This is a genomic window from Pantoea sp. SM3640 (genome assembly GCF_015654165.1).
Classification (GTDB): Bacteria; Pseudomonadota; Gammaproteobacteria; order Enterobacterales; family Enterobacteriaceae; genus Pantoea; species Pantoea vagans.
On record NZ_CP064872.1, the window covers coordinates 3,210,657 to 3,230,818 of the forward strand.

Consider the following 20,162-nt stretch of genomic DNA (forward strand, 5'->3'; position numbering starts at 1 on the left):
GGTGGAGTAAAAGGGGAATAGCAGAGAGGATAATATAAAGTGAAAGGGTCGGAAAAGAGAAAACCGTGGCAGCCTGCGCCGCCACGGTCAGCAGATTACAGCAGTTCTGCCAGCATCTTCTCAAGTTTGCCCTGATCAACGGCAAAGTTGCGGATACCTTCTGCCAGCTTAGCCACCGCCATTGGATCCTGGTTGTGCTGCCACAGGAACTCAGACTCGGTCATGCGGGCCGGACGCGCTTTCACTTCACCGCTGTAGCTCAGTTTACGCTCCAGGGTGCCTTCGCTCTCTGCCAGCTCTTTCAGCAGCGCAGGCGAAATGGTCAGACGGTCACAGCCAGCCAGCTCGATGATTTCGCCGACGTTACGGAAGCTGGCGCCCATCACCACGGTTTCATAGCCGTGCTGCTTGTAGTAGTTGTAGATTTCAGAAACAGAAACCACGCCTGGATCTTCGTGCGCGGCATACTCTTTCTTGTCGGTGTTGGCTTTGTACCAGTCGAGGATACGGCCAACGAATGGAGAGATCAGGAACACGCCCGCTTCGGCACAGGCACGCGCCTGAGCAAACGAGAACAGCAGGGTCAGGTTACAGTTGATACCCTCTTTTTCCAGCTGCTCTGCAGCACGGATGCCCTGCCAGGTAGAGGCCAGTTTGATCAGGATGCGGTCATTGCTGATACCGGCATCATTGTAGAGTTTGATCAGGCTGCGGGCTTTCGCGATGCTGCCTTCAGTGTCGTAAGAGAGACGCGCATCGACTTCTGTCGAGATACGGCCTGGGATCAGTTTCAGAATTTCCAGACCAATGTTCACGGCCAGCTTGTCAGAAACCAGCTGCAGCTGCTCTTCTTTATTGCTGCTCTGCTCACGCGCCCAGCCGATCGCTTCATCGATCAGTTTACGGTATTCAGGGATTTGTGCGGCGTTAAGAATCAGAGAAGGGTTGGTGGTAGCGTCCTGCGGCTGATACAGCTTCATAGCTGCGATATCACCGGTGTCGGCGACGACGGTGGTGAGCTGGCGCAGGGAGGTAAGTTTGTCCGTCATGTTCTTTTCTCTTAGTTAACTGTCAGTGTGAAAAAAGGCTGTTGGGATAATATCACGCGCCAACGGTGGCGCAAGGTCAGGGAATGCCGTTTACGATAGCGCGAACAAATAGGTGTGATTCGTCATTCTTTGCGGCTTTTTTGGTACACTGCAGAGCCTGATAAGCAGCCAATGCCCTGTTAAACCAGGCATTAACCGAGGAAGCAACAATGTTGATGGTGATCTCTCCTGCCAAGACGCTCGATTATGAAAGTCCGCTGGCGACCACGCGTTTCACCCAGCCTGCGCTGTTAGAAAAATCACAACAGCTGATTGAGATTGCGCGCGAGCTGTCACCCGCCAGCATCGCCTCGTTAATGGGTATCAGCGACAAACTGGCACACCTCAATGCCGAACGGTTTAACAGCTGGCAACCCGATTTTTCCCCACAGAATGCCCGTCAGGCCATCCTGGCGTTCAAAGGTGATGTCTACACGGGTCTGCAGGCCGAAACCTTCAGCGATGAGGATTTCAGCTTTGCTCAGCAGCACCTGCGCATGCTTTCAGGCCTGTATGGCGTGCTGCGTCCGCTCGATCTCATGCAGCCTTACCGGCTGGAGATGGGGATTCGTCTGGCGAATCCGGCGGGCAAAGATCTCTACACCTTCTGGGGCGATCTCATCACTGAAACGCTGAATGCCGCGCTGACGGAACAGGGTGATGAGGTACTGATCAACCTCGCCTCAGACGAATATTTCAGAGCAGTTAAGCCGAAGACGCTGAAGGCACACATGATTAAGCCGGTATTCCTCGACGAGAAGAATGGCAGCTACAAAGTGATTAGCTTCTATGCCAAAAAGGCGCGTGGATTGATGAGTCGCTATGTGATTCAGCAGCGCCTGACAAAGCCGGAGCAGCTTAAGGCGTTTGATCTGGATGGCTATCGTTTTGATGCGGCCAGCAGCAGCGAAAGCGAACTGGTCTTTAAGCGCGCGGAGCAGTAATACCCCGCGCGCGTAGTGTACTCTCTGCAAATGGGCTTCCCGCCACCGGGAAGCCATTCACAGCACTACTTCAGCAGGAACGCACGCAGTGAGCCGAAGTCCGCCTTCATCTCGTGCGACAGCAGCGGCAGCTCGGCACGCTCCGCTAACTCTGGCGGTAGCGTCAGTGTCTGTTCAAGGATCGCTTCCACGCTTTCGCGGAATTTCGCAGGGTGCGCGGTACCCAGGAACACACCATATTCCCCTTCCTGCAGCTGATCGCGCAGCAGACGCCAGGCGATGGCAGCATGTGGTTCGGAAACATAGCCAATCTCAGCCAGTTCACGCATTGCGGCGCGCGTGGTCTCATCAGAGACCGCACCACAGGCGAGATCGGTTAAGCGCCAGGTTTTACGGCGGAACAGCTCTTCCACACGCGGCCAGTTGTTTGGCTGGCTGACGTCCATCGCATTCGACAGCGTAGAGACCGTCAGATTAGGCTGCCATTCGCCGTTGCCAAGGAAGCGCGGCACCGTGTCATTGGCGTTGGTGGCGGCAATAAAGCGCTTGATCGGCAGGCCCAGCGATTTCGCCAGCAGACCGGCGGTCAAATCACCAAAGTTGCCGCTCGGCACGGAGACCACCAGCTGATTACGTTTTTCCTGCGGCAGCTGCGCGACCGCTTCAAAGTAGTAGCAGATCTGCGCCAGCAGGCGGCTGATGTTGATAGAGTTCGCCGAGTTCAGACCAATCGTCTTTTTCAGCTCTTCATCATCAAACGCCTGTTTCACAAGCGACTGACAGGCATCGAAATCGCCGTCGATAGCGATGGTTTCGATGTTGCCGCCCAGGGTACAGAAGAGTTTCTCCTGCAGCGGACTGATTTTGCCCTGCGGATAGAGGATCACCACGCGCACGTTCTTCATGCCGTAGAACGCGTGCGCCACAGCCGCGCCGGTATCACCGGAGGTGGCGGTCAGAATGGTGATCTGCTCATCTGAGCCTGAAACATACGACAGCATCTGCGCCATAAAACGGCCGCCGAAGTCTTTAAACGCCAGCGTCGGACCGTGGAACAGCTCCAGACAGGCAATATCTTCGCTGACGGCTTTCACCGGGGCCGGAAAAGCAAAAGCGGCTTTAACACGCTCATGCAGATGATGGGCCGGAATCTCATCGCCAATGAAAGCCGAGAGAATTTTGCTGCTGCGGCTGACAAAATCCATCTCCAGCATCGCGTCGATGTCAGTCAGTTCAAACTCTGGCAGTTCCAGCGGAAAGAACAGACCCTGCTGCGATCCCAGACCCTGTTTCACCGCCTGGGCGAAGCTGACCTGCTCGTTGTGATCCTTAAGATTGTAGAGTTTCATGCGTTATCCCAATTGTCGTGCGCCAGCCGTGTCGAGACGGCAGATATGGACGAAGCCTTCATCATTCTGCAGATAGTGCTGGCTCAGCCAGTCAGCCATCCGCTGTGCCGTTTCCATCTGATTGCAAACGGCGAAAAGTGTCGGACCAGAGCCGGAGATACCGCACGCCAGTGCGCCAATCTCTTTCGCGGCCTGCCGCGCCTCGGCGAAGCCTGGCAGCAGCCGGGTCCGGTAGGGTTCGGCAATCACATCCTGCATAAGTTTAGCTGCCAGCTGCGGCTGACGCGTATGGCAGGCGTGAATGAAGCCGGCCAGCAGGCGGCCATGCTTAATACAGTCCTCTTTGCGGTACTGTGCCGGTAAAATGGCGCGCGCTTCGGCAGTCGACACTTTAATGCCCGGATAGGCCATCACCCACAGCCAGTCGTCAAAGCCCGGCACCGCCTGGCTGATGATGTCATTTTCCTGCAGCATCAGCTGAATGCCGCCGAGGAAGCAGGGAGCGACATTATCATAATGTACGCTGCCGGAGATCCGCCCTTCCAGCTCACCCATCAGCGTCAGTAGCGTGCTGTCGCTGAGTGGCTTGCCGCAGAACTCATTCATTGCCATCAGACCGGCCACTACCGAGCAGGCGCTGGAGCCCAGACCGGAGCCGATGGGCATATTCTTCTCCAGGGTCATCGCCACCGGGATCTCTTTGCCAATCGCCTCGCAGAAACGCTGCCAGCACTGATAAACGATATTCTCTTTAGGATCGGCGGGCAGTTTACTGACAAAACGTCCGGCGTTGGTCAGTGAAAACTGCTCTGCCGCTTCAACGGAGACGCAGTCACCCAGCAGGGAGCCATCTACCGGCGAAACCGCCGCGCCCAGCACATCGAACCCGACGCTGACGTTACCAATCGAGGCCGGTGCGTAAATTTTTACCATGATTAAACTCCCAACTTCCATGACAGCGTGCGCAGCAGATCGGCAAAGACACCGGCCGCTGTGACATCATTTCCTGCACCGTATCCGCGCAGCACCAGCGGAATCGGCTGATAGTAGCGGCTGTAAAACGCCAGCGCGTTCTCGCCATTTTTCACTTTATAGAGCGGATCGTTGCCGTCAACGGCGTCGACCTTCACTTTGCAGACACCGCCCTCTTCAATCACGCCCACGTAGCGCAGGACTTTGCCCTCATTCTGCGCCTGTGCAACGCGGTCGGCAAAGGCGTTATCCAGCTCAGGCAGACGCTGCATAAACTGCTCCACATCCTGAATGTCGACCAGGCTGGCGGGCAGCAGCGGCTCAATCTCAATATCACTCAGCTCCAGCTGATGGCCTGCTTCGCGTGCCAGAATCAGCAGCTTACGCGCCACATCAGTGCCAGCGAGATCGTCACGTGGATCGGGCTCGGTAAAGCCCATCTCACGCGCCATGTTCGTTGCCTGCGACAGCGAAACCCCTTCATCCAGCTTGCCGAAGATGAACGACAGCGATCCCGAAAGGATACCGGAGAAGCGCAGCAGTTCATCACCCGCGTTCATCAGGTTCTGCAGGTTTTCGATCACCGGCAGCCCGGCCCCGACGTTGGTATCATAAAGGAATTTACGACGCGATTTGGCGGCGGCGGCGCGCATCTGCTGATAGTAATTCCAGGAGGAGGTGTTGGCCTTTTTGTTCGGCGTCACCACGTGGAAGCCCTCGCTGAGGAAATCCGCGTACTGATCGGCAACGGCCTGGCTGGAGGTACAATCCACAATGACCGGATTAAGCAGGTGATACTCTTTCACCAGACGGGTCAGGCGTCCGAGATTGAACGGCTCTTTCGCTTCGGCGAGTGCCGCCTGCCAGTTGCTTAAATCGATGCCGTGGACGTTTGTTAACAGCGCATGCGAGTTCGCAATGCCGCAGACCCGCAGGTCAATATGCTTCTGCTTCAGCCACGCCTGCTGGCGATGTAACTGATCCAGCAGCGCACCGCCGACACCACCGACACCGACCACAAACACTTCGATCACCTGATCGGTGGCGAACAGCATCTGATGCACCACGCGCACGCCGGTGATCACTTCGTCATTATTTACCACCACCGAGATGGAGCGCTCAGAGGAGCCCTGTGCAATCGCCACGATATTGATATTGGCGCGTGCCAGCGCCGAGAAGAATTTCGCTGAGATGCCACGCAGGGTACGCATGCCATCGCCCACCACTGAAATCACCGCCAGGTTTTCAATGATATCCAGCGGATCCAGCAGGCCATCTTTCAGCTCAAGATAGAACTCTTCTTCCAGCACGTGACGCGCCCGCGCCAGCTCGCTCTGCGGCACGCAGAAACTGATGCTGTATTCGGAAGAGGATTGAGTGATCAGCACCACCGAGATGCCGGTACGCGACATCGCCGCAAAGACTCTGGCCGCCATTCCAACCATCCCTTTCATGCCGGGACCGGAGACGTTGACCATCGCCATGTTATTCAGGTTGGTGATGCCTTTAACCGGGCTCTCATCCTGTTCGCCTTCGGCACCAATCAGCGTGCCGGGCGCCTGCGGATTGGCGGTGTTTTTGATCAGGCACGGGATCTGGAACTGGGCGATAGGCGCGATGGTGCGGGGATGCAGCACTTTGGCACCGAAATAGGAGAGCTCCATCGCCTCCTGATAGGACATTGACTTCAGCAGGCGTGCATCCGGCACCTGACGCGGATCGCAGGTATAGACGCCATCCACATCGGTCCAGATTTCACAGCAGTCGGCGCGCAGACAGGCGGCCAGTACAGCCGCTGAATAATCTGAGCCATTGCGGCCCAGCACTACCAGCTCGCCGCGCTCGTTACCGGCGGTAAAGCCAGCCATCAGGATCATGTTCTGCGGCGGGATTTGGCTCGCTTCAATACGGCGGGTTGACTCAGGGATATCGACCGTGGATTCGAGGTAGTGGCCGACCGCCAGCAATTTCTCAACCGGATCAATCACGCTGACCTCATGACCGCGCGCCTGCAGCAGCGCTTCCATGATTGCAATCGAGAGTTTTTCGCCACGACAGATAATCGCTGCGTTGACGCTGTCCGGGCACTGGCCCAGCAGGCTGATACCGTGCAGTACCTGCTTCAGCTGCGCAAACTCCAGGTCAACGCGGGTTTTCAGTCGATCGAACTCAAAGCCCGGCTGCGCGGCTGCGAGCCCCTGCAGCAGCTCGCTGAAGATGCGTTCGGCGTCGCTGATATTCGGCAAAGCGTCCTGACCACTGATGGTTTTTTCAATCATCGCCACCAGATGGTTGGTGATCTTCGCAGGTGCAGAGAGCACGGTTGCAACCTGTCCTTGTTGCGCATTGCTTTCCAGAATGTCAGCGACGCGAAGGAAACGCTCCGCATTCGCTACCGAGGTCCCGCCGAATTTCAGCACTCGCATAATATTAACTCTCCTGAATTTAAGCCGAAAAAAAAGCCCGCACTGTTTAGGTGCGGGCTTGTTTTCTGTTTTTCCTGTATGCGTCAGCCCGCACCGTTACCTGAGGTAATGGTGGTGGTAATAATTGTGGTGTTCAGGCTGATTTTACGCATTTAGATTTATTTTCTGTCTGTTTTTGTCTGTCCGTCTTGCTTCCAGAAGTAAAGCAAAGCGCACATTAAGTCAACCCGATTTGTCCGGCGGACAGTTTTCCACCACTGCGCACAGCCTCCGGTCAAACCGTAAAACGCTGCTCGATCGTTTGTAATGCAGACATTCCCTGCGATCTGTTGCTGTAAAATCAGCTTTTTGCCGAGGATTTATCTGTGATTTTTTTTTCAATATCGTGCAGCAGACGATGCAGCATCGCGCTGTCACGCTGTTCCAGCAGACCCACCCGCTGATCGATCCAGTCTGAGAGTTTCTCATCATCACTGACGTCGAGTTGCGCCAGCAGCTGATGGAAACGCTGACGCAATGCCTGCAGCTGCTGCCCGTCGGCGGCGGACGCGACCGGCGCTTCAACCTGATTCAATTTCGACAGCTGATAGCAGTAAACCATCACTGCCTGACCGAGATTCAGTGAGGGATAGTCATTTGCCATCGGGATGCCGGTGAGCAGATCGACCTGCTCCAGCTCCTCGTTGGTCAGCCCGCTATCTTCGCGGCCAAACACCAGCGCCATGCTGTTGACCCACTGACGCTTTTCCAGCAGTTGCGTTTCAACCTGTTCGGGTGTGGCGTAGTAACGGAACTTTGCCCGGCTGCGCGCCGTCGTCGCGACCGAAAAATCGATATCCGCTAATGCCTCGGCAAGAGTAGCAAAGGTCTGAACATTATCGAGGATCTCACCCGCACCATGGGCTACCCGGCGCGCTGCCGGATCCTGCCAGGCGTCGCTGGCAACGATGCGCAGCTGGCTGAATCCCATGGTTTTCATGGCACGCGCCGCAGCGCCGATATTTTCTGGCCGCGCGGGCGAGACGAGAATCAGGGGAAAAAGCATATTTATTCCATTGGTCCATTAACATAACGCCATATTAACATGGCTATTAATGATTCAGTTGTCAGAAGGTAATAAGAAAATCGGGTGTTAACAATGTTAAAACCAGTGAAAAGTGATGTCCTGAATATTTTTATCGCCGAAAGCAGCCTTATTAAAGAAAGCATTATTAATCTATTTAAATTCAAATAGATAGAATGTGATTACTCACTGGTTTCATTTTGGGTCACAAGCGTAATAAATGTAACGAAAATGATGCTTTTTGTGAGCTAAACAGGCAGTCTGCGAGAAGTTTTTCACAAAAGTGTTAACGTGCTACAATTGCATTTGATATAAGTCAACGAAGCGTTGTTTTTATGCTTATCGGTTGTAGTTGGTGCTGTTAGGTTGCTGTTAATACAGTTAGGATATGCGCCATTATCATTAACGCCCGGGGCATGCAATTTTCATCCTGACTGGCTGAGCTAAACCTGTTGTTGACGTTGATAGATGGCTTATCAAAATATGATTTCGTACAACGGTTCAGCGCGGCCCGCCGCTCTCGATGATGGAGAACGCCATACCGCTGTACGCCCTGTTTTCAATTTGTTGGCAAATTTTAGGTAGCTAAACATGCAGACCCCGCACATTCTTATCGTTGAAGACGAACTGGTCACGCGTAATACCCTCAAAAGCATTTTTGAGGCGGAAGGTTATGTGGTGTACGAGGCGACTGATGGTGCTGAAATGCATCAGGTACTGACCGACAATGACGTTAACCTGGTTATTATGGACATCAACCTGCCCGGTAAAAACGGCCTGCTGCTGGCCCGTGAACTGCGTGAGCAGGCCAATGTCGCCCTGATGTTCCTGACCGGCCGTGACAACGAAGTCGATAAAATTCTTGGTCTGGAAATTGGCGCTGATGACTACATCACCAAACCGTTTAATCCGCGTGAGCTGACCATTCGTGCCCGCAACCTGCTGTCGCGCACCATGAACCTGGCGATGCCAGGCGAAGAGCGCCGTCAGGTAGAGAGTTATAAATTTAACGGTTGGGAGCTGGATATCAACAGCCGCTCACTGATCAACCCGAACGGCGAACACTACAAATTGCCACGCAGTGAGTTCCGCGCCATGCTGCACTTCTGTGAAAACCCAGGCAAAATTCAGACCCGTGCCGATCTGCTGAAAAAAATGACCGGCCGCGACCTTAAGCCGCACGATCGCACCGTTGATGTCACCATCCGTCGTATCCGCAAGCATTTCGAATCCACGCCGGACACGCCTGAGATCATCGCCACCATCCATGGTGAAGGTTATCGCTTCTGTGGCGATCTGCAGGATTAATACGCTGTCAGATGCGATAAATAAAAAACGCCCCTGCGGGCGTTTTTTTTATGCTCAATACCGCAGTTTAATCAGTGCCACGGCATAATCGGCACGGCGCTGAGCGCATTTTTCGGTGAACCATCGACCACTTTATCGGAATAGGTCAGATAGACCAGAGCGTTGCGCTTTTTGTCGAAGAAGCGTACAACCTGCAGCTTCTTGAAGATTAAAGAGGTGCGCTGGCGGAAGACCACTTCGCCCTCCGCTTTGCCCTGCGCAATTTTATCACTCAGTTCGACCGGCCCCACCTGCTGACAGGAAATCGCGGCATCAGAGGTATCTTCTGCCAGCCCCAGTCCGCCTTTGATACCGCCGGTCTTCGCCCGGCTGATATAACAGGTTACATTTTTAACATCCGGGTCATCGAATGCTTCAACAATGATCTTGTGGTCAGGCCCGAATATCTTGAATACCGTATCAACAGAGCCAATCTGTTCGGCAAGCAGCGGGCTGGAAAAGGTGAGCGTGGTCAGCGCAGCGATCATAAGACGCGTTATTGTCATGGAGTTACCATTGCAAATGGAATAGATGAGAATGTAATGTACTGTTAATCGAACTAATGACCAAACCAAAACGGGTTTAAGCCCGTACTGATTTAGCACAACCTTCCCCGGAAAACGGCCCACGTCTTTTGAGCAATGAGTGCTAATATTCTTCGAATGCGTTTAGCTGCACCACCAGAGTATGAGGATGTTTTATGGACCAAGCCGGTATCATTCGCGATTTGCTTGTCTGGCTGGAGAGCCATCTGGATCAACCCCTTTCACTGGACAATGTTGCCCAGAAAGCCGGTTACTCTAAATGGCATTTACAAAGGATGTTCAAGGACGTAACCGGTCACGCAATAGGTGCCTATATCCGTGCGCGTCGTCTGTCGAAAGCTGCTGTCGCGCTGCGCCTGACCAGTCGCCCGATTCTGGACATCGCCCTGCAGTATCGTTTTGATTCACAGCAAACTTTTACTCGCGCATTCAAAAAGCAGTTTGCTCAGACACCGGCCTGGTATCGTCGCTCTTCCGACTGGAACTCATTCGGTATTCGTCCCCCGATTCGCCTGGACGATGAGACGCAGCCGGAACCGGCTTTCGTTACCCTGCCGGAAACGGTACTGGTGGGACAAACCCAGAACTACACCTGTATTCTGGAGCAGATCTCAAGCTATCGCGATGAGATGCGGATTCACTTCTGGAAGCAGTTCCTGCTGGAAACGGACACGGTGCCGCCGGTGCTGTATGGCCTGCATCAGGTGCGTGCCAGCCAGGACAAAGATGATGAGCAGGAGATTCTCTACACCACGGCGGTGCCTGCTGACAGCGCAGTCAACCTGCACTCCGGACAAAGTGTTATTCTGGAAGCGGGCGATTACGTGCAGTTCACCTACAATGGCCCGCGCGTCAATCTGCAGGAATTTATCCTGCTGCTTTACGGCACCTGCATGCCAACGCTGGGACTGACCCGTCGTCAGGGACAGGATATCGAACGCTTTTATACTCATGGCGGTAAAAAGCGTAGCGAGCCACCGACTGAGATCCGGTGCGAATACCTGATTCCGATTCGCCGCCAGACCGTCGCCAGCTAAGGTCAGGGCTGCCGTCTCAGGACGGCAGCTTTCACGACATCAGCGTTGCAGCTCGTCGAGCGCAGGCGCGTCAAGATGGGAAATATCTCCCGCCGTCTCCACAATCCACCCTTCTGCCAGCCAGGCACTCTGCTGATAATCGACACGTGAGATTGAGCAGTTACGCAGTCGCAGGCGACGTTCTGCATACGCGGGCAGACCGAGAATCGTGCTGACCAGCGATCCCAGCGCCATACCGTGACTGACCAGCAGCGGACGGCTTCCGGCAGGCAGTTCAAGGCAGGCATTCAGCGCGGCGTGCATGCGGGTCGCCATCTCCGTCATCGACTCGCCTTCTGGAATGCGGCCGCCTTCGGTGCCGTTGACCAGCGTGGCGCGCCACTGCTCTTCCTCCGCCGTTAAGCCATCCAGCGGACGCTTCTCCAGCACGCCCATATTCAGCTCACGCAGCCGCGGATCCAGCGTCACTGTGCATCCGCAGGCATCCGCAATAATCTCCGCGGTGCGGTGCGTACGCCCCAGATCGCTGGCAATCACGTGCGTGATGCCCAGATGTTTGACGCGCTCACCGACCTGGTAAGCCTGCTGCTCACCTTTTTCCGTCAGCGGACTGTCGGATTGCCCCTGAATGCGGCGTTCCGCATTCCATACCGTTTCACCGTGACGAACAAGATAGACCTGTAGCATGTTAGTTTCCGTTATACTGCGACAAAAATCGTCTCAGAGCCTGCCCCATCAGGCGTCATTGTTGCAGGCAGTCTGGACACGGAGCGTGCGGAATAACCCGGCGTACACGGAGTACGCGAGGATCGTGGCACTGCTCAGGTTCAGACCAGCCCGTAAAATTGCCTGATGGGCCAGGCTCTTAATCACCTGAGGGTTCAACCAATTATGTACCATGTTGTCGCAGCCACAACCAACCCAGCGAAGATTCACGCGATTGCTCAGGCTTTCAGCGACGTTTTCGGCGAGGGATCCTGCCATATTGAAGGGGTCGAGGTCGATAGCGGCGTAGCAGCACAACCGTTAACCCATCTGGAAACGCGAACAGGCGCACGTCAGCGCGTCATGAATGCCCGCCAGGTCCGGCCTGAAGCGGCGTTCTGGGTGGCGATTGAGGCAGGCATCGAAGATGACACCGCATTTGCCTGGATGGTCGTGGAAAACCAGAAGCAGCGCGGCGAATCGCGCTCAGCCAGTTTTACCCTACCGCCAGTCGTGCTGGCAGGCCTGCGCGAAGGCCGGGAGCTGGGCGAAGAGATGGCGCGGTTAACCGGCATCGACAATATCAAACACCAGGGTGGTGCTATCGGGGCGTTCACGAACGGCCTGCTCAGTCGCTCCAGTGTCTATCATCAGGCACTGATTCTGGCACTCTGCCCGTTCGTCCATCCGCTCTATCAGCAGTAATCAGACGCGTCCCAGATGCGCTTCCAGCCAGCGTTTCAGCTCTGGCGGCGCCTCTTTCAGGCTGTTGGAGCCGCGGGTAATGGTCGCGATGCCGACGCCGAGCTCATTTTTCAGCTCACGCTGGCTCATTTGGCCGTTCATCAACTCTTCGATAATCCGCAGTCGGGTGCCGAATGCTTCCCGCTCATCAGGCGTCATCATCAGTTGCATCAGTGGCAATGCATGACCATCGGCAAAGGCCTGCTGCATCAGCACGACAAAGCGTTGCCAGCTATCTTCTGGCGGATGCGCATCGGTAGAGGGGGAATCAGAATGGGTCATGAAGAGGCTTCCGTACTCGCTAAAGAGTACGGAAGCTTAGCACAGCTAGTAACGGCGATTCCACTCAGCATCTGACAGGATCCTGTCAGGCTTGCCCATGAAGTGACGATAATAGGCGTCATACGCCAGCACATTCTTCACGTAGCCGCGCGTTTCAGAGAACGGAATGGTCTCAATAAACGCGACGGCGTCGAGATTGCCTGCACTGGTTTTCTGCCAGCTTCGCACCCGGCCCGGACCGGCATTATAGGCCGCAGAGGCGAAGATCCGGTTCTGGTTAAACTGCTGATAGACATATTCCAGATACTGCGTGCCGATCTGGATATTGGTTTCCGGATCCAGCAGCTGGCTGGTATTGCTGTAGCCAGGAATGTTGTACATCTTCACGGTATGCGCCGCGGTGGCAGGCATAATCTGCATCAGACCGCTGGCCCCGACCGGCGAACGCGCTTTCGGGTTCCAGGCGCTCTCCTGGCGCGAAATCGCCATCGCATAGCTTGGCGGGATCTGTTTGACCTCAGTGTTACGCTCATAGACGCTCTGCCATGCCAGCGGGAAGCGCTCTTTCAGACTGTCCCACATTTTGGCGGTGATGGTCGCCTGCACGCTGAGATCCCACCAGTCCTGCTCATTGGCGTAACGCGCCAGCATCTGCTGCTGCGAGTGGGTGCGGCTGGCAATCAGATTGCTCCACTCGCTGCGTGCCAGATTATCCAGCCCCCAGTACATCAGTTCGCGTACGCGGGCCAGCTCCGGTCCCTGCACCGTGGCACTGTCAGGCTTCGGCGCTTCATCGACCTGCAACGGGTAGTCAACACCGAGCCGCTGGGCGGCCACCATCGGATAGAAGCCACGTGCCTGCATCAGCTTGCGCAGGATCTCTTCTGCTTCCTCTTTGCGATCTTTTTCAAACAGCAGGTCAGCCTGCCAGTACTGCCACTCATCTTTCTCTTTGGCTTCCAGCGGCAGACGGGCGATCCAGGTATTCAGGCCGCGTCTGTCATGCTGAGAAAGCGCCAGGCGCACCCGGCGTTCCACCAGCGCGGTCGACTCACTGTTCATCACCACCGCATCGCGCCAGCGCGCCTGCTCAGAAGTGAGATCGCTGCCCATCATACGCCAGACCACAATCTCCTTCAGCGCCTGCTCATCTTCCGGCCCCATCTTCTGTGCCCGGACCAGAATCGGAATCAGGCTGCGGGCATTTTCCATGTCCTGCCGCGCGACGCGCGTAAAGGCGTAAATCGTGGCCTGACGGGTGAAGTCGGTTGGCCCGACGGCGCTGGCAAAGGTGCTGACCGTTAACGGATCCTGCTGCAGGGACTGTATCGCGTCAGACATGGTCTGATAGTCGGCAGGTAACGTTTTCGCCAGATAACTCACCAGGCTGTCGTTGCCCGCTTTCATCGCCAGCCGGATACGTTCCAGGATGGTAATAGGCGAAACCTGACCGGACGCCTGCCATACCGAGAAGAGCTTATCGCAGTCCGCGGGCAGCGCCGTGCCGCGCAGCCAGATCTGCTTCGCGCCATCAAACGCGGCCTGCTGCTGACCGGTGGCCCATTTGGCGTAATACCAGTTACAGCGTGCCTGCACTGGCTTCGGTTCGGTCGGACTGAAGTTCAGCACGCCCTGCCAGTCCTGACGGTAAGCCAGCACATTAATAAAGCGGGTACTGAGCGAGCGCGCGGGTGGCAGCGTCGGATACTGGCGAATAAAATTCTGCACGGCCAGGGCGGTTTCCTGATCGAGATCCTGTGCCAGCAGGCGATATTGCAGATAAGGGTAGAGCGGATAATCCTGGAGCGTCGGCAACAGCTGATCCACGGTCGCCATCTGGTTGCTGTCCCAGGCCTGTTTAATTTGTTGATAACGTTGCCGTTGTTGATCCAGCGAATCGGCCCATGCGCTGCTGGCCGAACCGACCAGGCAGATCCCTATCATCCAGTTACGCCACTTCACCACGTAAATCTCCTCTGTTGCTGGGCGCCGGCGAGTTGCCAGACAGTCTTTCATGCTAACCGGGCCACCGGACTCTTGCCATGTTCTTCACAAAATTTACGCACACGGACACTAAACGCACCGTCATCGATCAGCGTGCGCGCCGCCATTGTGCAAATTATCATCAGAAAATCTTATCACTGCACGCATTAAACTGTTGAATCATTGCGTTAAAAAAGTGGCACACCCTTTGCTCTGTTGAATCCCATCTTGTATACCAGCTGGAATTCTTCATATGACTTCAACCATCGGCCTGACACTTCCTGCCTGGCAGCAGCGCTATCAGCAGGCTCCGCAACAGATAACCTCACTGCTGACTGAACACCTGGCAGCACTCGACACCCGTGATAATGCCTGGATCTACCTCGCGACACCGGATCAGTTAGCGGCACAGATTGCGCCACTGCTGGCCGATTATCAGCGCGATCCCGGCTCACTGCCGCTGTTTGGTGTGCCCTTTGCGGTCAAAGACAATATCGATGTGGCGGGCTGGCCGACCAGCGCCGCCTGCCCTGCCTTTACCTATACCGCCAGCGAAGACGCGGTCGCCGTCGCCCGGCTGAAAGCCGCTGGTGCCGTCGTCATCGGCAAAACCAACCTCGATCAGTTCGCGACCGGTCTGGTGGGCACCCGTTCGCCTTATGGCGCGGTCAGCAACACCTTTGATGCTGATTATGTCAGTGGCGGCTCCAGCTCCGGTTCGGCATCCGTGCTGGCGCGCGGGCTGGTTGCCTTTTCGCTGGGCACCGATACCGCCGGTTCGGGTCGCGTGCCGGCAGGCTTTAACAATATAGTCGGACTCAAGCCAACCAAGGGCTGGTTCTCTGCGCGTGGCGTGGTGCCCGCCTGTCGCCTCAACGACACTATTTCGGTGTTTGCGCTGACGGCAGAAGATGCCTTTCATGTCGCCAGTATCATGGGAGGCTATGATGCCGGTGACGCCTATTCGCGCGTGAATCCGCGCACCGCCCCGGCCAGCCTGCCGATTCATCCTCATTTTGCTATTCCGGCGAACCCGGAATTTTTTGATGATGCGGTGGCTGAAGCAGCCTGGGATCAGGCGCTGGAGGCATTGCAGACGGGCGGCGCAACGCTGCACCCCATCGACTTCACCCCATTCATCAAGCTGGCTGAACAGCTTTATTACGGTGCCTGGGTCGCCGAACGCACGGCGGCGGTGGGCGGGATGCTTGATCGTCCGGCGGAGATGGACCCGGTGGTTCATGAGATCGTCGCCAGCGGCCTGAAATATAGCGCGGTCGATGCTTATAAGGCAGAGTATCTGCGGGCCGAACTGACGCGCCAAATCCAGCAGACGCTGGCACAGTTCGACGCGCTGGTGGTGCCCACCTCGCCCACCATCCACACCCTGGAGGAGATGAAGCAGGAGCCGATTCTCTACAACTCGCATTTCGGCACCTATACCAACTTCACCAATCTTGCCGACCTCTCTGCACTGGCGCTGCCCGGCCCGTTCCGCAACGACGATCTCCCGGCGGGTATCACGCTGATTGCGCCTGCCTGGCACGATCGGGCGCTGGCGGAGTTTGGTCTTCGCTGGCAGCAGCAGCTCGCTCTGCCGCTGGGCGCCACCGGCCAGCCCTTCCCGGCCCGGCGCACTTCACTGCCCGCCTCGCCCGACCACGTCAGGCTGGCGGTCGTGGGCGCACATCTGACCGGCATGCCGCTTAATTTCCAGCTCACTGAACGCAAGGCCGTCTGGGTCGAAGAGACGCAGACCGCGCCACACTATCGCCTGTTCGCCCTGCTGGAGGGCGCGATCAAAAAGCCCGGCCTGATGCGTGACGAACAGGGCGCTGCGATCACCGTTGAACTGTGGGATATCCCGGTCGCGCGTTTTGGCGAGTTTGTGGCGGAGATCCCCGCACCGCTGGGTATCGGCAGCCTGACGCTGGCTGATGGCCGGGTGGTGAAAGGCTTTATCTGCGAAGGCTCGGCGCTGAAGAGCGCGCTGGAAATTACTGAGACGGGCGGCTGGCGCAACTGGCTGGCCTCACAGGGGAGTCACTGATCATGTTCACCACCGTACTGATTGCCAACCGCGGCGAGATTGCCTGCCGCGCCATTCGCACCCTGAAGCGCCTGGGCGTGAAAAGCGTCGCAGTTTACTCTGACGCCGATCGCAATGCGCAGCACGTTAAGCAGGCGGATATCGCTATCGCGCTGGGCGGCGACAAAGCCAGCGACAGCTATCTGCGCATCGACAAAATTCTGGCGGCGGCGCAGCAGAGCGGCGCGCAGGCGATCTGGCCGGGCTACGGTTTTCTTTCTGAAAGCCAGCCGTTTGCTGACGCCTGCGACGCGGCGGGCATCGCCTTTGTCGGCCCCACCGCGCAGCAGATTGGTGAGTTCGGTCTGAAACACCGCGCCCGTGAGCTGGCTGCCAGCGCGGGTGTCCCGATGACGCCAGGCACACCGCTGCTTGCTTCGCTGGAGGAGGCGTTACAAGCTGCCGATGACATTGGCTATCCGGTGATGCTGAAAAGCACGGCGGGCGGCGGCGGCATTGGCCTGACGCGCTGCGCCGATGCCGATGCGCTCGCCAGCGCCTGGGAGAGCGTACGCCGTCTGGGCGAACAGTTCTTCAGTGATGCCGGCGTGTTTCTGGAGCGCTGTATCGATCGCGCCCGCCACGTTGAAGTGCAGATTTTTGGTGACGGCAAGGGCAACGTGGTGGCACTAGGGGAACGCGACTGCTCCCTGCAGCGCCGCAATCAGAAGGTGGTGGAAGAGACGCCTGCACCCGGGCTGTCGCAGGCGACGCGTGACGCCCTGCTCGCCTCAGCGGTACGGCTGGGTGAGCTGGTCAACTACCGCAGCGCAGGCACCGTGGAGTATATCTACGACGTCAGCCAGCAGGCCTTTTACTTTCTGGAAGTGAACACCCGTCTGCAGGTGGAGCATCCGGTCACCGAATGCGTCACCGGACTCGATTTGGTGGAGTGCATGTTGCAGGTAGCGGCAGGCGATGCGGTGGACTGGTCACGTCTGCAGCAGCCACCCAAGGGCGCGGCCATTGAGGTGCGGCTTTACGCGGAAGATCCGCTGAAGAACTTTCAGCCCAGCCCTGGCCTGCTTACCGGCGTCACCTTCCCTGACGGCGTGCGGGTCGACAGCGGCATCGAAACCGGCAGTGAAGTCTCCAGCTTCTACGATCCGATGATCGCCAAGCTGATTGTCCATGCCGACACCCGCGATGCGGCGCTGGAAAAACTGCATCAGGCGCTGGATGCCACGCAGCTGCATGGCATCGCCACTAACCTCGACTATCTGCGCCAGATTACCACCAGCGACGCCTTTCGCACTGGCAACGTCTGGACGCGCTATCTCGACAGCGTCGTCCCTGCCGCCTCCGTGGTGGAGGTACTGCAGCCCGGCACCTTCAGTTCGGTTCAGGACTACCCTGGCCGCCTCGGCTACTGGGATATCGGTGTGCCGCCATCCGGCCCGATGGATGACTTCGCGTTCCGGCTGGCTAACCGCATCGTCGGTAACCATGACACGGCTGCAGGCCTGGAGTTTACTTTGCAGGGGCCGACGCTGCGTTTCCACTGTGATGCCATTCTGGCGCTGACCGGCGCGGACTGCGACGCCCGGCTCGATGGTGAACCGGTCAGCTACTGGCAGCCGCTGACGGTGAAAGCCGGACAGACTTTGGCACTGGGACGCGCCCGGCAGGGCTGCCGCAGCTATCTGGCGGTGCGCAACGGCTTCGACGTGCCGGAGTATCTGGGCAGTCGCAGCACCTTCTCACTGGGCCAGTTTGGCGGTCATGCCGGACGCACCCTGCGGGTGGCCGATATGCTGGCGATCTCACAGCCTGAACGGGCAGCCTGCACCACGCCTGCCCCCGTCAGCGACCCGCAGCCGCTCGATGCCGCGCTGATTCCGCACTACGGCACCGAATGGCGCATCGGCGTGCTCTACGGCCCGCACGGCGCACCGGACTTCTTCACCCAGGCCGCCATCGACGAGTTCTTTGCCAGCGACTGGCAGGTACACTACAACTCCAATCGCCTCGGCGTGCGGCTGGTTGGCCCGAAACCGACCTGGACCCGCGCCAACGGCGGCGAAGCGGGCCTGCACCCCTCCAACGTTCACGACTGTGAATATGCCATTGGCGCGGTCAATTTCACCGGCGACTTCCCGGTGATCCTGACACATGACGGCCCGAGCCTGGGCGGTTTTGTCTGTCCGGTGACCATCGCCAAAGCCGAACTGTGGAAAGTGGGCCAGGTCAAACCTGGCGACACCATCCGCTTCCACCCGATTACGGCCGACGATGCGCTGGCGCGGGAAAAAGCGCAGATGCACCTGATTGAAACCCTGCGGCCGGAACATCCACCGACCTTTGCCGTGCCGTCACTGGCCGAAACCGCCCACGGCTCCGCCACCATTCTGGCCGCCATTGAGGCTACCGGTAGCACGCCGAAAGTGGTCTATCGCCAGGCGGGCGACAAATATGTGCTGATTGAGTATGGCGACAACGTGCTGGATCTGGCACTGCGCCTGCGCGTCCACCTGCTGATGAATGCCCTGACGGCGCAGGCGGAGCCTGGCGTGGAGGAGCTGTCGCCGGGTGTGCGATCGCTGCAGGTGCGTTACGACAGCCGTATCATTCACCAGTCCGCCCTGATGTCGCTGCTGCTGGCGCTGGAAGCGACACTGGGCGATGTCAGCACGCTGAAAGTCCCGTCGCGCGTGGTGTGGATGCCGATGGCATTTGAAGACAGCGCCACGCTGGGTGCGGTCAGCCGCTATCAGGAGACGGTGCGTGCCAGCGCGCCCTGGCTGCCGAACAATGTGGACTTCATCCAGCGTATTAACGGCTTAAGCAGCCGCGAGCAGGTGCGCGACACCCTGTTCGACGCCAGCTATCTGGTGCTGGGCCTGGGCGATGTCTACCTGGGCGCACCCTGCGCGGTGCCGATCGATCCACGCCATCGCCTGCTGAGTTCAAAATACAGTCCGGCGCGCACCTTTACCGCCGAAGGCACCGTCGGCATCGGCGGCATGTACATGTGCATCTACGGCATGGATTCGCCCGGCGGTTATCAACTGGTAGGCCGCACGCTGCCCATCTGGAACACCTTCCTGAAGAATCCGCAGTTCGCGGCCGATGCGCCGTGGCTGCTGCGCTTCTTCGATCAGGTGCGCTTCTATCCGGTGAGTGAAACCGAGCTGAACCAGCTACGCGAAGATTTCCGGGAAGGTCGTGCCAGCCTGCGGATTGAAGAAACGCAGTTTGATTTTGCTGCCCACCAGCAGTTCCTCGCCGATCACGCCACTGAAATTGCCGCGTTCCGCCAGCGCCAGGCCACCGCCTTTGAACAAGAAGTGCAGCTCTGGGCGCAGGAGGAGCAGAACGCACCAGCGGCGGATGAGGCGCAGGCCAGCGCTAGCGCAGAGGAGGAAGCCGGGCTGGCGGTGCAGGCGGATCTCAATGGCAACATCTGGAAAGTGCTGGTACAGCCGGGCGACGCGGTCAGCGCCGGACAGACGCTGATTATTGTTGAGGCGATGAAGATGGAGCTGGCGATTGTCGCGCCGCAGGCCGGTCGGGTCACGCGGATTGCCTGCCAGGCGGGCCGTCCGGTGAGTCCAGGCGACAACCTGCTGTGGCTGGAATAAGGAGCGG

16 protein-coding genes and 1 other annotated feature are annotated in these 20,162 nt (G+C 57.5%); of the genes, 6 read left to right on the plus strand and 10 right to left on the minus strand.

All coding sequences use genetic code 11. From position 1 onward, the window contains the following. Positions 1 to 95 precede the first annotated feature (95 nt). On the minus strand, positions 96 to 1,049 hold the full coding sequence (tal, locus tag IV493_RS14995) for a transaldolase (protein WP_013356716.1): 954 nt from the start codon (positions 1,047 to 1,049) through the stop codon (positions 96 to 98). A gap of 209 nt (positions 1,050 to 1,258) precedes the next feature. On the opposite strand from tal, the gene yaaA reads away from it, so the two are divergent. After that, positions 1,259 to 2,032: a peroxide stress protein YaaA gene (yaaA, locus tag IV493_RS15000; RefSeq protein ID WP_195857366.1), complete on the plus strand. Its 774-nt coding sequence runs from the start codon at positions 1,259 to 1,261 to the stop codon at positions 2,030 to 2,032. Positions 2,033 to 2,097: 65 nt separating this feature from the next. On the opposite strand, the gene thrC is transcribed toward yaaA, so the two are convergent. The 5 genes from thrC to IV493_RS15025 all read right to left on the minus strand — a co-directional run bounded on the left by thrC (position 2,098) and on the right by IV493_RS15025 (position 7,824). After that, positions 2,098 to 3,381 (minus strand): threonine synthase, encoded by a 1,284-nt coding sequence (gene thrC / locus IV493_RS15005; RefSeq protein WP_195857367.1) that lies wholly within the window; start codon positions 3,379 to 3,381, stop codon positions 2,098 to 2,100. Positions 3,382 to 3,384: 3 nt separating this feature from the next. Next, positions 3,385 to 4,314, minus strand: coding sequence for a homoserine kinase (gene thrB / locus IV493_RS15010; protein WP_013356712.1), 930 nt, complete (start codon positions 4,312 to 4,314; stop codon positions 3,385 to 3,387). A gap of 2 nt (positions 4,315 to 4,316) precedes the next feature. Next, positions 4,317 to 6,779 (minus strand): bifunctional aspartate kinase/homoserine dehydrogenase I, encoded by a 2,463-nt coding sequence (gene thrA, locus IV493_RS15015; protein ID WP_013356711.1) that lies wholly within the window; start codon positions 6,777 to 6,779, stop codon positions 4,317 to 4,319. A 26-nt stretch (positions 6,780 to 6,805) separates the two neighbouring features. Further along, positions 6,806 to 6,924: a sequence feature (Thr leader region), on the minus strand. Next, positions 6,863 to 6,931 carry a thr operon leader peptide gene (gene thrL, locus IV493_RS15020; protein ID WP_071822204.1) on the minus strand — a complete coding sequence of 23 codons (69 nt, stop codon included), beginning with the start codon at positions 6,929 to 6,931 and terminating at the stop codon, positions 6,863 to 6,865. Its footprint overlaps the feature before it by 62 nt. 188 nt (positions 6,932 to 7,119) lie before the next feature. Next, positions 7,120 to 7,824, minus strand: a complete 705-nt coding sequence (locus tag IV493_RS15025) for a tRNA/rRNA methyltransferase (protein WP_195857368.1) — start codon at positions 7,822 to 7,824, stop codon at positions 7,120 to 7,122. A 609-nt stretch (positions 7,825 to 8,433) separates the two neighbouring features. On the opposite strand from IV493_RS15025, the gene arcA reads away from it, so the two are divergent. Next, on the plus strand, positions 8,434 to 9,150 hold the full coding sequence (gene arcA, locus IV493_RS15030; RefSeq protein ID WP_010253677.1) for a two-component system response regulator ArcA: 717 nt from the start codon (positions 8,434 to 8,436) through the stop codon (positions 9,148 to 9,150). A gap of 71 nt (positions 9,151 to 9,221) precedes the next feature. Here arcA and creA read toward each other — a convergent pair whose 3' ends face one another. Continuing rightward, positions 9,222 to 9,695 (minus strand): protein CreA, encoded by a 474-nt coding sequence (gene creA / locus IV493_RS15035; protein WP_033731476.1) that lies wholly within the window; start codon positions 9,693 to 9,695, stop codon positions 9,222 to 9,224. 194 nt (positions 9,696 to 9,889) lie between these two features. Between creA and robA the strand changes: the two genes are divergently transcribed. Continuing rightward, a complete protein-coding gene (robA, locus tag IV493_RS15040) occupies positions 9,890 to 10,771 on the plus strand; it encodes an MDR efflux pump AcrAB transcriptional activator RobA (RefSeq protein ID WP_013356708.1) in 882 nt (293 codons plus the stop codon). Positions 10,772 to 10,810: 39 nt separating this feature from the next. On the opposite strand, the gene gpmB is transcribed toward robA, so the two are convergent. After that, a complete protein-coding gene (gene gpmB, locus IV493_RS15045) occupies positions 10,811 to 11,458 on the minus strand; it encodes a 2,3-diphosphoglycerate-dependent phosphoglycerate mutase GpmB (protein WP_195857369.1) in 648 nt (215 codons plus the stop codon). Between the two features lie 204 nt (positions 11,459 to 11,662). On the opposite strand from gpmB, the gene yjjX reads away from it, so the two are divergent. Beyond that, positions 11,663 to 12,181 (plus strand): inosine/xanthosine triphosphatase, encoded by a 519-nt coding sequence (yjjX, locus tag IV493_RS15050; RefSeq protein WP_013356706.1) that lies wholly within the window; start codon positions 11,663 to 11,665, stop codon positions 12,179 to 12,181. Here the strand turns inward: yjjX and trpR are convergent, their stop codons facing one another. Together trpR and sltY are read right to left on the minus strand one after the other, a co-directional pair. Further along, complete coding sequence (gene trpR / locus IV493_RS15055) at positions 12,182 to 12,502, minus strand: trp operon repressor (protein ID WP_013356705.1); 321 nt, start codon at positions 12,500 to 12,502, stop codon at positions 12,182 to 12,184. Positions 12,503 to 12,547: 45 nt separating this feature from the next. After that, the gene (gene sltY / locus IV493_RS15060) at positions 12,548 to 14,467 is read right to left on the minus strand and encodes a murein transglycosylase (RefSeq protein ID WP_033731466.1); all 1,920 of its coding nucleotides are present in this window, start codon (positions 14,465 to 14,467) and stop codon (positions 12,548 to 12,550) included. Between the two features lie 271 nt (positions 14,468 to 14,738). On the opposite strand from sltY, the gene atzF reads away from it, so the two are divergent. Together atzF and uca are read left to right on the plus strand one after the other, a co-directional pair. Beyond that, positions 14,739 to 16,535, plus strand: coding sequence for an allophanate hydrolase (atzF, locus tag IV493_RS15065; protein WP_195857370.1), 1,797 nt, complete (start codon positions 14,739 to 14,741; stop codon positions 16,533 to 16,535). Positions 16,536 to 16,537: 2 nt separating this feature from the next. Continuing rightward, positions 16,538 to 20,155 carry an urea carboxylase gene (uca, locus tag IV493_RS15070; RefSeq protein ID WP_195857371.1) on the plus strand — a complete coding sequence of 1,206 codons (3,618 nt, stop codon included), beginning with the start codon at positions 16,538 to 16,540 and terminating at the stop codon, positions 20,153 to 20,155. The last annotated feature ends 7 nt before the right edge of the window (positions 20,156 to 20,162 follow it).

Excerpts from the sequence above, each read along its gene's own strand:
- yaaA (WP_195857366.1), top strand. The coding sequence starts at position 1,259 with ATGTTGATGGTGATCTCTCCTGCCAAGACGCTCGATTATGAAAGTCCG.
- creA (WP_033731476.1), bottom strand. The coding sequence starts at position 9,695 with ATGACAATAACGCGTCTTATGATCGCTGCGCTGACCACGCTCACCTTT.
- IV493_RS15025 (WP_195857368.1), bottom strand. The coding sequence starts at position 7,824 with ATGCTTTTTCCCCTGATTCTCGTCTCGCCCGCGCGGCCAGAAAATATC.
- arcA (WP_010253677.1), top strand. The coding sequence starts at position 8,434 with ATGCAGACCCCGCACATTCTTATCGTTGAAGACGAACTGGTCACGCGT.
- thrA (WP_013356711.1), bottom strand. The coding sequence starts at position 6,779 with ATGCGAGTGCTGAAATTCGGCGGGACCTCGGTAGCGAATGCGGAGCGT.
- thrB (WP_013356712.1), bottom strand. The coding sequence starts at position 4,314 with ATGGTAAAAATTTACGCACCGGCCTCGATTGGTAACGTCAGCGTCGGG.
- atzF (WP_195857370.1), top strand. The coding sequence starts at position 14,739 with ATGACTTCAACCATCGGCCTGACACTTCCTGCCTGGCAGCAGCGCTAT.
- gpmB (WP_195857369.1), bottom strand. The coding sequence starts at position 11,458 with ATGCTACAGGTCTATCTTGTTCGTCACGGTGAAACGGTATGGAATGCG.
- tal (WP_013356716.1), bottom strand. The coding sequence starts at position 1,049 with ATGACGGACAAACTTACCTCCCTGCGCCAGCTCACCACCGTCGTCGCC.
- thrC (WP_195857367.1), bottom strand. The coding sequence starts at position 3,381 with ATGAAACTCTACAATCTTAAGGATCACAACGAGCAGGTCAGCTTCGCC.
- uca (WP_195857371.1), top strand. The coding sequence starts at position 16,538 with ATGTTCACCACCGTACTGATTGCCAACCGCGGCGAGATTGCCTGCCGC.
- yjjX (WP_013356706.1), top strand. The coding sequence starts at position 11,663 with ATGTACCATGTTGTCGCAGCCACAACCAACCCAGCGAAGATTCACGCG.
- robA (WP_013356708.1), top strand. The coding sequence starts at position 9,890 with ATGGACCAAGCCGGTATCATTCGCGATTTGCTTGTCTGGCTGGAGAGC.
- trpR (WP_013356705.1), bottom strand. The coding sequence starts at position 12,502 with ATGACCCATTCTGATTCCCCCTCTACCGATGCGCATCCGCCAGAAGAT.